The organism is Desertihabitans aurantiacus, assembly GCF_003344635.1.
In the GTDB taxonomy this organism is placed as follows: domain Bacteria; phylum Actinomycetota; class Actinomycetes; order Propionibacteriales; family Propionibacteriaceae; genus Desertihabitans; species Desertihabitans aurantiacus.
The window spans coordinates 1-11,256 of sequence record NZ_QPKK01000120.1 but is presented as its reverse complement, the minus strand read 5'-3'; the positions used below and the strand labels follow the sequence as shown (position 1 = coordinate 11,256).

Below are 11,256 nucleotides of genomic sequence, written 5' to 3'. Positions count from 1 at the left end.
GGCTGCGGCTGGTCGGGCTGGCCGGGGTGGGGGTGTTCGTGGCGCTGTGCCGCACCGAGCCCAGCGTGCTGCGGGCGGCGGCGATGGGACTCGTGGCGCTCGCCGCGCTGGGCTGGGGCGGGCGCGGCGGGCGGCGCGGGCTGCGACACCTGTGGGCCGCGGTGGTCGTGCTGCTGCTCCTCGACCCCTGGCTGGCCCGCTCGGCCGGGATGGCGCTGTCGGTGCTGGCCTCGGCCGGGATCGTGCTGTGGGCCGGGCCGTGGGCCACCCGGATGTCCTGGCTGCCGTCCTGGGCCGCCCAGGCGGTGACGGTGCCGCTGGCCGCCCAGCTCGCCACCCAGCCGGTGGTGACGGCCATCTCGCAGCAGGTCAGCGTGGCCGGGCTGGCCGCCAACGTGCTGGCCGGGCCCTTCGTCGGCCCGGCCACGGTGACCGGGTTCGCCGCCGCCGGGGCGTCGCTGCTGTGGCCGCCGCTGGCCGAGTTCGTGGCGCTCGGCTCGGCGCTGAGCGCGCAGGGCATCATCACCGTCTCCCACCTCGGCTCCGCCCTGCCCGGGGCGGTCTGGGTCTGGCCGGTGCACGCCTGGTCGCTGGCGGTGCTGGCCGGTGCCTGCGTGCTGCTGCTGCGGGTGGTGCCGGTGGTGCTGGCCCGCTGGTGGTGCTCCGCGGGAGTCGCCCTCGCGCTGGTGGCGGCGCTGCTGCGTCCCCCCGTGCAGCCGGGGTGGCCGCCGCCGGACTGGTTCCTGGTGGCCTGCGACGTCGGCCAGGGCGACGGGGTGGTGCTGCGGGCCGGGCCGAGCTCGGCGGTGGTGGTCGACGTCGGTCCCGACCCGGCCGCGATGGACGCCTGCCTCAGCACCCTCGGGGTGCAGCAGGTGCCGCTGCTGGTGCTCAGCCACTTCCACGCCGACCACGTCGACGGGCTGGCCGGGGCGCTCGAGGGTCGAGGCGTCGGCACGGTGCTGGTCTCACCGCTCCCGCTGCCGGCCGACCAGCACCGCGCTGCCTCGGCCACCCTGGACGCGGCCGGGGCGGTGCCGGTGCTCGCCCAGCCCGGCCAGCAGTGGGTCGTCGGGGACGTCACCTGGACCACCCTCGGGCCGGTCGAGCTGCCGCCCCCGGAGCCGGTGACCGAGGGCGGAGGGGAGTCCGGCGGGGAGAACGACGCCAGCGCGGTCGGCTACGCCGAGGTCGCCGGGGTGCGGGTGCTGCTCACCGGTGACGTCGAGCCACCGGGGCAGGGCCGGCTGCTCCGCCGCTACGGCCCGCTGCCCGCCGACGTGCTCAAGGTGCCGCACCACGGCTCGGGCCACCAGGACCCGGACCTCCTCACCGGCACCGGGGCGCGGCTGGCGGTGGTCAGCGCCGGGCGCGACAACGACTACGGCCACCCCGCCGCCCGCACCCTCGACGTGCTGCACGGGGCCGGGATGCGGGTGCTGCGCACCGACGAGCAGGGTGCGGTGGCGCTGTCGGGCTCGGCCACCGGGATCCGCGTGACCAGCCAGCGCTGAGGTCGAGGGCCCCGTGCTGTCGGTGCGGGCTGGCAGGATGTGGCCCGTGGCGGTCAGGGAGTCGGTGTTCGGACGGGTCGTGCTGGTCACCGGGTCCGGGCTGCTGGCCGACCGGGCGGTGCAGGAGCTCGTCAACGCCGCCCTGGCGGAGTCACCGGAGGCGGAGGAGCACGACGTCGAGGCCTCCGCCCTCGACGCCGGCCAGCTCACCGAGATGGTCGGCGGCTCCCTCTTCGCCAGCCGGTCGATCGCGGTGGTGCGCGACCTCGCCAACCTGCCCGCCGACCTCGCCGACCAGGTGGCCCAGCTGGCGACCTCGCCCGAGCCGGAGTGCGCGGTCGTGCTCGTGCACGGCGGCGGGAACAAGGGCAAGGCGCTGCTCGACAAGATCAAGAAGGCCAGGGCCGAGGTGGTCGACTGCCCGACGCCCAAGACCTGGGAGCTGCCCCAGTTCGTGACCGCCGAGGTCCGCCGCGCCCGCGCCCGGATCGAGCCGCCGGCCGCGGCGCTGCTGGTGGACGCCGTCGGGCACGACCTGCGGGCGCTGGCCTCGGCGGTGCAGCAGCTGGTGGCCGACGCCGAGGGACCGGAGATCACCGAGGCGCTGGTCCGCCGCTACTTCGGCGGCCGGGCCGAGGTGACCAGCTTCGCCGTCGCCGACGCCGCGCTGGCGGGCCGCACCGACCAGGCGATGGAGCAGCTGCGCTGGGCGCTCAGCACCGGGGTGGCCCACGTGCTCGTGAGCAGTGCGCTCGCCTCCGGCCTGCGCGGGCTGGGCAAGCTGTCCAGCCTGCCCGGCAGTGGCATGCGCGACGCCGACGTCGGCAAGCAGATCGGCGTCCCGCCGTGGAAGGTGAAGTCGATGCGCCAGCAGCTGCGCGGCTGGGACCAGGCCGGTCTCGCCCGCGCCATCTCCGTGGTCGCGCGCGCCGACGCCGAGATCAAGGGCGCCGCCGAGGACCCCGACCACGCGATCGAGTCCGCGGTGCTCGAGGTCACCCGCTGCCGCGGCCGGCGCTGACCGGCCCGGCCCCTACGATGCCGGCGTGCTGCTGACCGGACCCCGCTCCCTCCAGCTCGTCGTCCCTCCGGCGAGCACCGAGCCGATGGTCCGGCTGTACCGCCGGTTCGCGATCGGCTGCGGGGTGGTCGCGGGCTGGGCGGTGCTGGTGGCGCTGGGCTGGGCGGTGCTGGGGACGCCGGCGAGCGTCAGCCCGGGGGCGGACCGTTGGGCCGGGCCGGCCGTCATGCTGGTCTGCGCCCTGCTGGTCGGCTCGCTCGCCCTGTTCTTCGCCGACGTCGTCTGCCGGCTCCGCCGCAGGAGCGCACCGGGGCACTCGCTGCTGCTCGGCGTCGACCCTGCCGGGGTCCTCGTCCCCGGCGGCCCCGGAGGCCGGCGGATCAGCTACCGCGAGATCGCCGCCGTCGCCGTCGCCTGGCACCCGATCGGTGCTCCTGCCTTCGGGGTGTCGAGGCGGCTGGGTCAGCAGCTCGGCAGCCGGCTGACCCGCCGGGCGGGCCTGGACGGCGTCGTGCGGCGGGTCGACCTCACCACCACCGCGGGCGAGCTCGTCCCGGTCGTGGTCGGGCCGTGGGCCACCGACGCCGAGTTCGGGCGGGTGCTGGAGGCGATGCGCTTCGAGCTGGCCCGCCACGGCCGTCCGGCCCCGAGCAGCGTCCCGGCACCCTGACCCGGGGACGACAAGAAGCCCGACCACCAGAGGTGATCGGGCTCCGCACCGGCCGGGGCCGGCGAGTCAGCGCGAGCGGGTCAGCTGAGGGCCGCGGCCTTGGACGCGATCGCCGACTTGCGGTTCGCGGCCTGGTTGCGGTGGATGACCCCCTTGGAGACCGCCTTGTCCAGGCTGCGGCACGCCACGCGAGCGGCCTCCTGGGCCTTCGCGGTGTCACCGGCCTCGACGGCCTCGCGGAAGCGGCGGATCGACGTCTTCAGGCCGGACTTGACGGCCTTGTTGCGCAGACGAGCCTTCTCGTTCGTCTTGATCCGCTTCATCTGGGACTTGATGTTCGCCACTGGGCAAGCCTCTGGTCTGGTCGAGCTGGTTTCGGGTTTCGGAGGCCCCGGACGCATCCGACCGGTCAGGTGCGAGCACCCGTGGAGGTCGGCTCCGGAGCGACAGTGCACTCTACCAACGACCGGCGGCCGCGGCCAAACGGACGCCGGCCGCACCCCGCGTCCGGGCCCGGTCAGCCTCCGACCGGCAGCCGCCGCAACCCGGCTGAGCGGCGGGTGCGCAGCATCAGCACCCCGGCGGCCGCGACCACGATGCCCACCAGGTTCAACCCGAGCTGCAGCAGCGACTCCCCGGCCCGCGCCCAGTCCCCGGTGGTGGCGGCCACCACCGCGAAGGCGGCGGCCGGCACGGTCGTCACCGAGATGAACACCCCGACCAGGGCGGCCGACTTGGCCGAGGTCAGCGACAGCATCCCCGCGGCCCCGGCGAGCAGCGCCACGATGAGGGAGAACGGTCCCACCTGGTAGATGAAGTCCACCTGGTCGGCGGTGTCCAGGGCGGTCACCGAGATCAGCCCGGTCGCCTCGCAGACCAGCACCCCGGCGGCGGTGGCGAGGATGGCCAGCGGGAACCCGAGGCCGAGGGCGAGGCTCGCCTGGCGCACCAGGTCACGCCGGCGCAGCACCAGGCCGATCGCCAGCGCGGCCAGCGGGCCGAACTCCGGCCCCACCGCCATCGCGCCCACCACGGTGACCGGGGAGTTGGTGACGATGCCGACCACCGCGATCAGGCAGGCCAGGGTGAGGAAGGCGAAGAAGGTGACGGTGGGACGCGAGTCGTCGCCGGTGCGGGCGATCAGCTCCTCCCACACGATGGCGTCGGCCGGGTCCCCGGGCGCCTCGCGCTGGGCGGTGTCGGCCGCGTCGGAGAGCACCGTGTCCAGCGGCTCGAGGGTGATCCCGCCGCTGTGGTCGATGCCGAGCTCGCCGAGGGCCTCGAGCAACTCGTCCGCGCTCTCCCGGGCGACGTCGGCCTCCACCAGGTCACCGGTCGGCTCCAGCGCCACCCCGCGGTTGAGCACCAGGTGGGCCGTGCCCGGGCACCCGCGCAGCCGGGCCAGCACCTCGGGAGTGGCCTCGGGCGGGCAGATCACGCGCAGGTGCAGCACGGCAGCAGGCTAGCCGTCGCGGAGCCGCCGACGGGTCGGCGCACCCGCGTCTTGACGGGGTCCTAACGCTCACCCCGGGACGGGCTGCAGCGCGCCGGTGACCTCGACCTGCTTGGGCGAGAGCCAGGGGGCCACGGCCCGGTGCACCGCTGTCACGGTGGCCTGGTCGGCCAGCAGGACGTCCACCTCCAGCAGCCCGGTCCTGGTGCCGGCGGCGCCGAGGACGCCGACCTCGTCGGCGATGCCGGTCACCGCCTCCTGCGCGGCCAGCACGTCCTTCTGCGGAGGGGAGTCGCGCTGGGCCACGCACAGCCCGCCCCGCCACACCTCGCGGAAGTCCGACCAGGCCTGCTCCGGGTCGCCGGTGACGGTGACGTTGAACAGGTTCCGCCCGTTGGAGACCCACGACGCCACGTAGCCGGGGTAGTCGGTGAGCCGGGCCTGCAGGGCGGCCTGGGCGTCCAGGTCCTCACCCGCCTCCTGGCTGCCGCCGCGGAACGGGTCGTCGCACAGCTGGGGGAAGTCGGGCTCCGGCTCGGGCGCCGGGGTGGGGACGCCGGTGGGCACCGTCGTGCTGGGCGGCCGGGTGAGGGTGAACCGCCGCCCGTCGAAGGTGCCGACCACGTAGGCCTCACCCCACCGCACGTCGAACGCGTCCTCGTGCTCGGCGACGTCGGCCCAGTCCAGGCCGACCACCTCCGGCCCACCGCACTGCGGCGGGTAGGACTCCATCACCCCGCCGACGCACAGCACCGGGGCGTCGGTGCCCTGCTGGAGCAGCATCCCGTGCGCCCACAGCTCGGTCTCCGGCGGGATCGGAGGCGGGGGCTCGGTCACGAGCGGTTCCTGCTCGGTGCAGGCGGTCAGCACCGCGACCGTAGCCGCCGCGACGAGCCGCCCCGTCCGCTGGGCTCGCGTCATCCTCGACACCCCCTCCCACCCCGACGATGCCACACCGGCCCACACCGGGCACCACTGGACAGCAGCACTATCCGATAGTTACGCTATCCAGGTGAGGATCTCCGAGCTCAGCACCCGCACCGGGGTGCCCGTCGCCACCATCAAGTACTACCTGCGTGAGGGGGTGCTGCCCGCCGGCGAGCGGACCTCGGCCACCCAGGCGGTCTACGGCGAGCACCACGTGGAGCGGCTCGCCCTCGTCCGGGCGCTGGTGGAGGTGGCCGGGGTCAGCGTGGCGGGGGTCAAGGAGCTCACCGCCGTGCTGGACGCCGGCCAGCCGCTGGGCGAGGTCTTCGGCGTCGCCCAGCGGCTCGTCTCCGCCGCCGGCCAGCCCGCCACCGAGGAGTCGAGCGCCCGGGTGGCCCAGCTCACCAGCGGCGACCACGAGGCCGTCTCCGACGTCGGCGCCGCGATGGCCGCCCGCGCCCTGGACGGCTTCGCCGCCGGGGACCGCGTCCCCAGCGAGACCTGGATCCGCACCTACTGGGAAGCCGCCCAGCTGGTCGCCCGGGCCGACCTGGAGGAGGTCGGACGCCGTCCGGGCACCACCGAACGGGTCCGCCTCGTCGCCGTCGGCACCTCGATGGGCGACGTCCTGCTCGCCGGCCTGCGACGGGTCGCCCAGGCCCAGCTCACCCAGGCCCAGCTCACCCGTACCCAGCCCGAGGAGGAGTCATGACACTGACCACCGCACCCGCCCCGACCCGGCCCCCGGCCGGGCTGTGGGGCGCCATCCCCTGGCACCGTCCGCTGCTCGCGGTCGCCGTCACCTGCCTGCTCGGCGCCGCCGTGGCCGTCGTCGGGCTGGTCGCCGACCCGCGGCTGGTGACCGGCGCGCCGTTGTGGGCCAAGCCGTTCAAGTTCTTCGTCTCGATCGCGCTCTACGCCCTCACCCTCAGCTGGATGCTGGCGCTGGTGCCGCGACGGCGGGTGCTGTGGTGGCTCGGCACCCTGACCGCGCTGTTCCTGGTCGTCGAGCAGGTGATCATCGTCGGCGCCGCTGTCGCGGGCACCACCAGCCACTTCAACGTCAGCAGCCCGACCGCCGCCGCGCTGTGGGCCGTGATGGGCACCTCCATCACCGGGCTGTGGGTGGTGGCCCTGGTGTTCGGCGTGCTGCTGCTGCGGGCCCGGATCGCCGACCCGGCCCGGGCCGCGGCGCTGCGGGCGGGTCTGGCGGTCGCCCTGGTCGGGATGGCCGAGGCCTTCCTGATGACCTCGCCGACCGCGCACCAGCTGGCCGACCCGCAGGGGGTCATCGGCGCGCACACCGTCGGCGTGGCCGACGGCGGTCCGGGGCTGCCGCTGCTCGGCTGGTCGACGGTCGCCGGCGACCTGCGGATCGGCCACTTCGTCGGCATGCACGCGCTGCAGGCGGTGCCGCTGCTGCTGGTCGCGCTCGAGCTGGGTGCCGCCCGGGTCGCGGTGCTGCGCTCGGTCCGGGTCCGTCGCGACCTCGTGCTGGTCGGTGCGGCGGCCTGGTTGGCGGTCACCGGGCTGCTCACCTGGCAGGCGCTGCGCGGTCAGTCGGTGGTGGCGCCGGACGCCTGGACGGTGCTCGCCGCGGTGGCGGTCGGCGTGGTCGCGCTCGGTGCCGCCGCGGGAGTGCTGCTGCGGGGACGCCGCTCTGCCGGGGTCGACCTGGTCGCCGGGAGGGCGCGGTGAACGGCCGTGCGGCGGAGGTGCTGTGGTTCGTCCTCGCCGGGGTTGGGCTGGTCGGCACCTGGACCTTCAACGTGCTGTCCATCGCGGCCGGGCGGGACTACCTGGGTGACTGGCTGGGCAGCGGGCCCTCGGTCTCGTCCCTGGTGGTCGACGTGGTGGTCGTGCTGCTCGCCTGCTGGGTGCTGATGCTGGTGGAGGCCCGCCGGCTCGGGATCCGCCACGTCTGGGTCTACCTGGTGCTCGCCCCGGTGGTGGCGCTCGCCTTCGCCCTGCCGCTCTTCCTCGCGGCCCGGGAGCGTCGGCTGCGCGAGCTCCGGGTCGGAGCGGGTGCTTCTGTCGGTGGCCGGTCCTAGGTTTCCGGGTATGACGACGCAAGGACGCGACGACGCACCGGTAACCGCCCCGAAGCTCGACCTCATCATCCTCGACTGCCCCGACGCCGAGGCCCTCGGCCGCTTCTACTCCACCGTGCTGCAGTGGCCGGTCGAGGACGGCTCCGACCGCGACTGGACCACCCTCGTGCCGCCCGGTGGCGGGATCAGCGCCGACAACCCCGGCGGACGTCCGACGCTGGCCTTCCAGCGCATCGACGACTGGGTGGAGCCCACCTGGCCCGGAGGAGCGCACCCGCAGCAGCTGCACCTCGACCTGTCCGTGCCCAGCATCGACGCCGCCGAGCCGGCGGTGCTGGCCGCCGGGGCCCGACGGCACGAGCACCAGCCGTCGACCGACGGCGGGTTCCGGGTCTACCTCGACCCGGCCGGACACCCCTTCTGCCTGATCGGAGGCTGATCGTGCACATCGACCGACCCCAGATGCCGGACGGCTACGGCGTACCGGACACCACCGACGGCCTGCTGGAGTGGTCCGTCGTCGAGCAGCGGCTCGTCGACGCGGCCCACGTCTGGCTGGCCACCACCCGTCCCGACGGACGTCCGCACGTGGTGCCCCGATGGGGTGTCTGGCTGGACGGGCGCTACCACTACGACGGCTCGCCGGAGACGGTGCACGCCCGCAACCTGCGCAGCAACCCGGCCTGCACCCTGCACCTGGAGAGCGGCAAGGAGGCGGTCATCGTCGAGGGCACCTCCGGGCCGTCGGAGCCGGTGGTCGGTGAGCTGGGGGAGCGGTTGTCGGCGGCGTTCCGCGCCAAGTACGCCGCCGACGGGTACGAGCCGGGCCCCGACTCCTGGTCCGGTGAGGACGCCGGCGGGCTGTGCGTGCTGCGCCCGCGGACGGCCCTGGCGTGGTTCCGCTTCCCCGCCGACGTCACCCGCTTCCGCTTCGGGAGCTGACGACGGATCGCCCACGCGACGGCGCCAAACCCCTGGCGCCGGCGCGGCGACGACGGCACAGTTGGCCCGACCACCCACCGGAGGAGGACCCATGGCCCAGCAGAGCGGCAGCGCCGACGACCTCAAGCAGAAGATGCGCGAGGCCCTGGAGCGCAAGCGGCAGCAGAAGCACCCGACGGCCGAGGGTGCCCGCACCGACGGCACCGAGCACCTGCACGGCGTGCAGGGGAACACCTCGGGAGGCAGCTTCCGTCGCAAGACCGGCGGTGGCGGCGCCTGAGCGGCGGCGTCGCAGGTTGGGAGTGCCGGTCCGCAGTGGGATGATGGGCCGAACACCTGACCGTCCGGGTCACCCGGCGATCCTCGGAGGCGTGCCTCCGGTGGCCGTCGTGCGACCCGGACCGCCGCGGGTCCCGCCCGCGAACGTCCCGAGCCTGGAGCGTCCTTGAGCCCGACCACTGCGACCGCCGCGTCCGCCCCCGCCCCGGGTGCGACCGACCCCTCGATCATCCGCAACTTCTGCATCATCGCCCACATCGACCACGGCAAGTCGACGCTGGCCGACCGGATGCTGCAGCTGACCGGGGTGGTCGACGAGCGGGCCGCCCGGGCGCAGTACCTGGACCGGATGGACATCGAGCGCGAGCGCGGGATCACCATCAAGTCCCAGGCCGTCCGGATGCCCTACAGCAGCGACGTCGGCGAGGGCACCCAGCACTACGTGCTCAACATGATCGACACCCCCGGCCACGTCGACTTCACCTACGAGGTCTCGCGCTCGCTGCAGGCCTGCGAGGGCGCCATCCTGCTGGTCGACGCCGCCCAGGGGATCGAGGCCCAGACGCTGGCCAACCTCTACCTCGCCCTCGAGGCCGACCTGCAGATCATCCCGGTGCTCAACAAGATCGACCTGCCCAGCGCCCAGCCGGAGAAGTTCGCCGAGGAGCTGGCCGGGATCATCGGCTGCGACCCCTCCGACGTGCTCCGGGTGTCGGCCAAGACCGGGCTGGGTGTCGCGGAGCTGCTCGACGAGATCGTGCTGCAGGTGCCGCCGCCCACCGGTCGCGCCGACGCGCCGGCCCGGGCCCTGATCTTCGACTCCGTCTACGACACCTACCGGGGCGTGGTCACCTACGTCCGGGTGATCGACGGCGAGCTCAGCCACCGCGAGCGGGTGCTGATGATGTCGACCAAGGCCTCCCACGAGACGCTGGAGGTCGGCGTCATCTCACCCGAACCGGTCAAGACCGCGGCCCTCGGGGTCGGCGAGGTGGGCTACCTCATCACCGGGGTGAAGGACGTCCGCCAGTCCCGGGTGGGCGACACCGTCACCACCGTCGGCAAGCCGGCCACCGAGATGCTGGGCGGCTACCGCCACCCCAACCCGATGGTCTACGCCGGGCTCTACCCGATCGACGGCGCCGACTTCCCCGAGCTGCGCGAGGCCCTGGACAAGCTGCTGCTCAACGACGCCGCGCTCACCTACGAGCCCGAGACCTCCGGCGCGCTGGGCTTCGGCTTCCGGATCGGCTTCCTCGGCCTGCTGCACATGGAGATCGTCCGGGAGCGGCTGGAGCGCGAGTTCGGCCTCGACCTCATCTCCACCGCGCCCAACGTGGTCTACCGCGTGCGGATGGAGGACGGTCGCGAGCTGACCGTCACCAACCCCAGCGAGTACCCCACCGACGGCAAGATCGCCACCGTCCTCGAGCCGGTGGTGAAGGCGACGATCCTCAGCCCGGCCGAGCACATCGGCACCATCCTGGAGCTCTGCCAGGCCCGCCGCGGCGTCCAGCAGGGGCTGGACTACCTGTCGGAGGACCGGGTGGAGATCCGCTACACCCTGCCGCTGGCCGAGATCGTCTTCGACTTCTTCGACGCCCTGAAGTCGCGCACCAAGGGCTACGCCTCGCTCGACTACGACGCGGCCGGCGAGGAGGCCGCCGACCTGGTCAAGGTGGACATCCTGCTGCAGGGCGAGCCGGTGGACGCCTTCAGCGCGATCGTGCACCGCGACAAGGCCTACGCCTACGGCGTGATGATGGCCGGCAAGCTCAAGGAGCTGATCCCGCGCCAGCAGTTCGAGGTGCCCATCCAGGCCGCGATCGGGGCCCGGGTGATCGCCCGCGAGACGATCCGCGCCATCCGCAAGGACGTGCTGGCCAAGTGCTACGGCGGTGACATCACCCGCAAGCGCAAGCTGCTGGAGAAGCAGAAGGAGGGCAAGAAGCGGATGAAGATGGTCGGCCGCGTCGAGGTGCCCCAGGAGGCCTTCGTGGCCGCGCTCTCCACCACCGAGCCGCCCAAGGCCGAGAAGAAGTAGCCGGGGTGGGCCGGCGTCTCGAGCCCGACGTCGTCAGCACCCCGTGGCAGCACGGTCGGCTGACCCGGTTCGGGCCGCCGCAGGTCCTCTTCGGCCGCAGCCACGAGGACGAGCGGGTCGAGCTGGCCGCCTTCGGAGCGCCCGGCCGGGTCTGCGTCATCGCCGGTCCGGGTGAGCTCGCCGCCGCCTGCGTCGCCGCCGGGCACCGGGTCACCGCGGTCGACATCAACCCGCACCAGCTGGCCTACGCCCGGCGGCGGCTGGCCAGCGCGCCCCCGGTGCGGGGCAGCGCCGAGCACCTGCTGACGGTGGGCCGCACCCTGCTGCGGGCCGGCGCGCCGGGCTGGCGGCTGGG

General features: G+C 74.3%; 14 protein-coding genes. 11 read left to right on the top strand and 3 right to left on the bottom strand.

Features of this window, described 5'->3' with window-relative positions:
• The 3 genes from DVA66_RS11090 to DVA66_RS11080 form a co-directional block, all read left to right on the top strand.
• A partial coding sequence (locus DVA66_RS11090) for a ComEC/Rec2 family competence protein (protein ID WP_157973957.1) occupies positions 1–1,514 on the top strand: 1,514 nt, incomplete at its 5' end.
• Between the two features lie 37 nt (positions 1,515–1,551).
• Complete coding sequence (gene holA, locus DVA66_RS11085; RefSeq protein ID WP_114560140.1) at positions 1,552–2,535, top strand: DNA polymerase III subunit delta; 984 nt, start codon at positions 1,552–1,554, stop codon at positions 2,533–2,535.
• A gap of 25 nt (positions 2,536–2,560) precedes the next feature.
• A complete protein-coding gene (locus DVA66_RS11080; protein ID WP_114560139.1) occupies positions 2,561–3,205 on the top strand; it encodes a hypothetical protein in 645 nt (214 codons plus the stop codon).
• Positions 3,206–3,285: 80 nt separating this feature from the next.
• Here DVA66_RS11080 and rpsT read toward each other — a convergent pair whose 3' ends face one another.
• The 3 genes from rpsT to DVA66_RS11065 form a co-directional block, all read right to left on the bottom strand.
• Positions 3,286–3,549, bottom strand: a complete 264-nt coding sequence (rpsT, locus tag DVA66_RS11075; RefSeq protein WP_114126633.1) for a 30S ribosomal protein S20 — start codon at positions 3,547–3,549, stop codon at positions 3,286–3,288.
• Between the two features lie 173 nt (positions 3,550–3,722).
• Positions 3,723–4,658 (bottom strand): DUF389 domain-containing protein, encoded by a 936-nt coding sequence (locus tag DVA66_RS11070; protein WP_114560138.1) that lies wholly within the window; start codon positions 4,656–4,658, stop codon positions 3,723–3,725.
• Between the two features lie 69 nt (positions 4,659–4,727).
• Positions 4,728–5,495, bottom strand: a complete 768-nt coding sequence (locus DVA66_RS11065; protein WP_157973956.1) for a hypothetical protein — start codon at positions 5,493–5,495, stop codon at positions 4,728–4,730.
• Between the two features lie 175 nt (positions 5,496–5,670).
• Here DVA66_RS11065 and DVA66_RS21280 point away from each other — a divergent pair, with 175 nt between their 5' ends.
• The 8 genes from DVA66_RS21280 to DVA66_RS11025 all read left to right on the top strand — a co-directional run.
• Positions 5,671–6,297, top strand: coding sequence for a MerR family transcriptional regulator (locus DVA66_RS21280; protein WP_198671676.1), 627 nt, complete (start codon positions 5,671–5,673; stop codon positions 6,295–6,297).
• Positions 6,294–7,283 carry a hypothetical protein gene (locus tag DVA66_RS11055; protein WP_198671675.1) on the top strand — a complete coding sequence of 330 codons (990 nt, stop codon included), beginning with the start codon at positions 6,294–6,296 and terminating at the stop codon, positions 7,281–7,283. The genes DVA66_RS21280 and DVA66_RS11055 overlap by 4 nt, the downstream gene beginning before the upstream one ends.
• Positions 7,280–7,636: a DUF2834 domain-containing protein gene (locus DVA66_RS11050; RefSeq protein WP_198671674.1), complete on the top strand. Its 357-nt coding sequence runs from the start codon at positions 7,280–7,282 to the stop codon at positions 7,634–7,636. Before DVA66_RS11055 ends, DVA66_RS11050 begins: the two co-directional genes overlap by 4 nt.
• Positions 7,637–7,646: 10 nt before the next feature.
• Positions 7,647–8,075 carry a VOC family protein gene (locus tag DVA66_RS11045; RefSeq protein WP_114560135.1) on the top strand — a complete coding sequence of 143 codons (429 nt, stop codon included), beginning with the start codon at positions 7,647–7,649 and terminating at the stop codon, positions 8,073–8,075.
• A gap of 2 nt (positions 8,076–8,077) precedes the next feature.
• Entirely contained in the window at positions 8,078–8,578 is a 501-nt protein-coding gene (locus DVA66_RS11040; RefSeq protein WP_198671673.1) for a pyridoxamine 5'-phosphate oxidase family protein, read from the top strand.
• Between the two features lie 91 nt (positions 8,579–8,669).
• Entirely contained in the window at positions 8,670–8,858 is a 189-nt protein-coding gene (locus DVA66_RS11035; RefSeq protein WP_114560134.1) for a DUF5302 domain-containing protein, read from the top strand.
• A gap of 165 nt (positions 8,859–9,023) precedes the next feature.
• The gene (gene lepA, locus DVA66_RS11030; protein ID WP_114560133.1) at positions 9,024–10,901 is read left to right on the top strand and encodes a translation elongation factor 4; all 1,878 of its coding nucleotides are present in this window, start codon (positions 9,024–9,026) and stop codon (positions 10,899–10,901) included.
• A gap of 5 nt (positions 10,902–10,906) precedes the next feature.
• Positions 10,907–11,256: methyltransferase domain-containing protein (locus DVA66_RS11025; RefSeq protein WP_198671672.1), on the top strand; the 350-nt coding region annotated here is incomplete at its 3' end.

Coding starts and splice junctions, on each gene's coding strand:
- holA (WP_114560140.1), top strand. CDS start 1,552: ATGTGGCCCGTGGCGGTCAGGGAGTCGGTGTTCGGACGGGTCGTGCTG.
- DVA66_RS11055 (WP_198671675.1), top strand. CDS start 6,294: ATGACACTGACCACCGCACCCGCCCCGACCCGGCCCCCGGCCGGGCTG.
- DVA66_RS11045 (WP_114560135.1), top strand. CDS start 7,647: ATGACGACGCAAGGACGCGACGACGCACCGGTAACCGCCCCGAAGCTC.
- DVA66_RS11035 (WP_114560134.1), top strand. CDS start 8,670: ATGGCCCAGCAGAGCGGCAGCGCCGACGACCTCAAGCAGAAGATGCGC.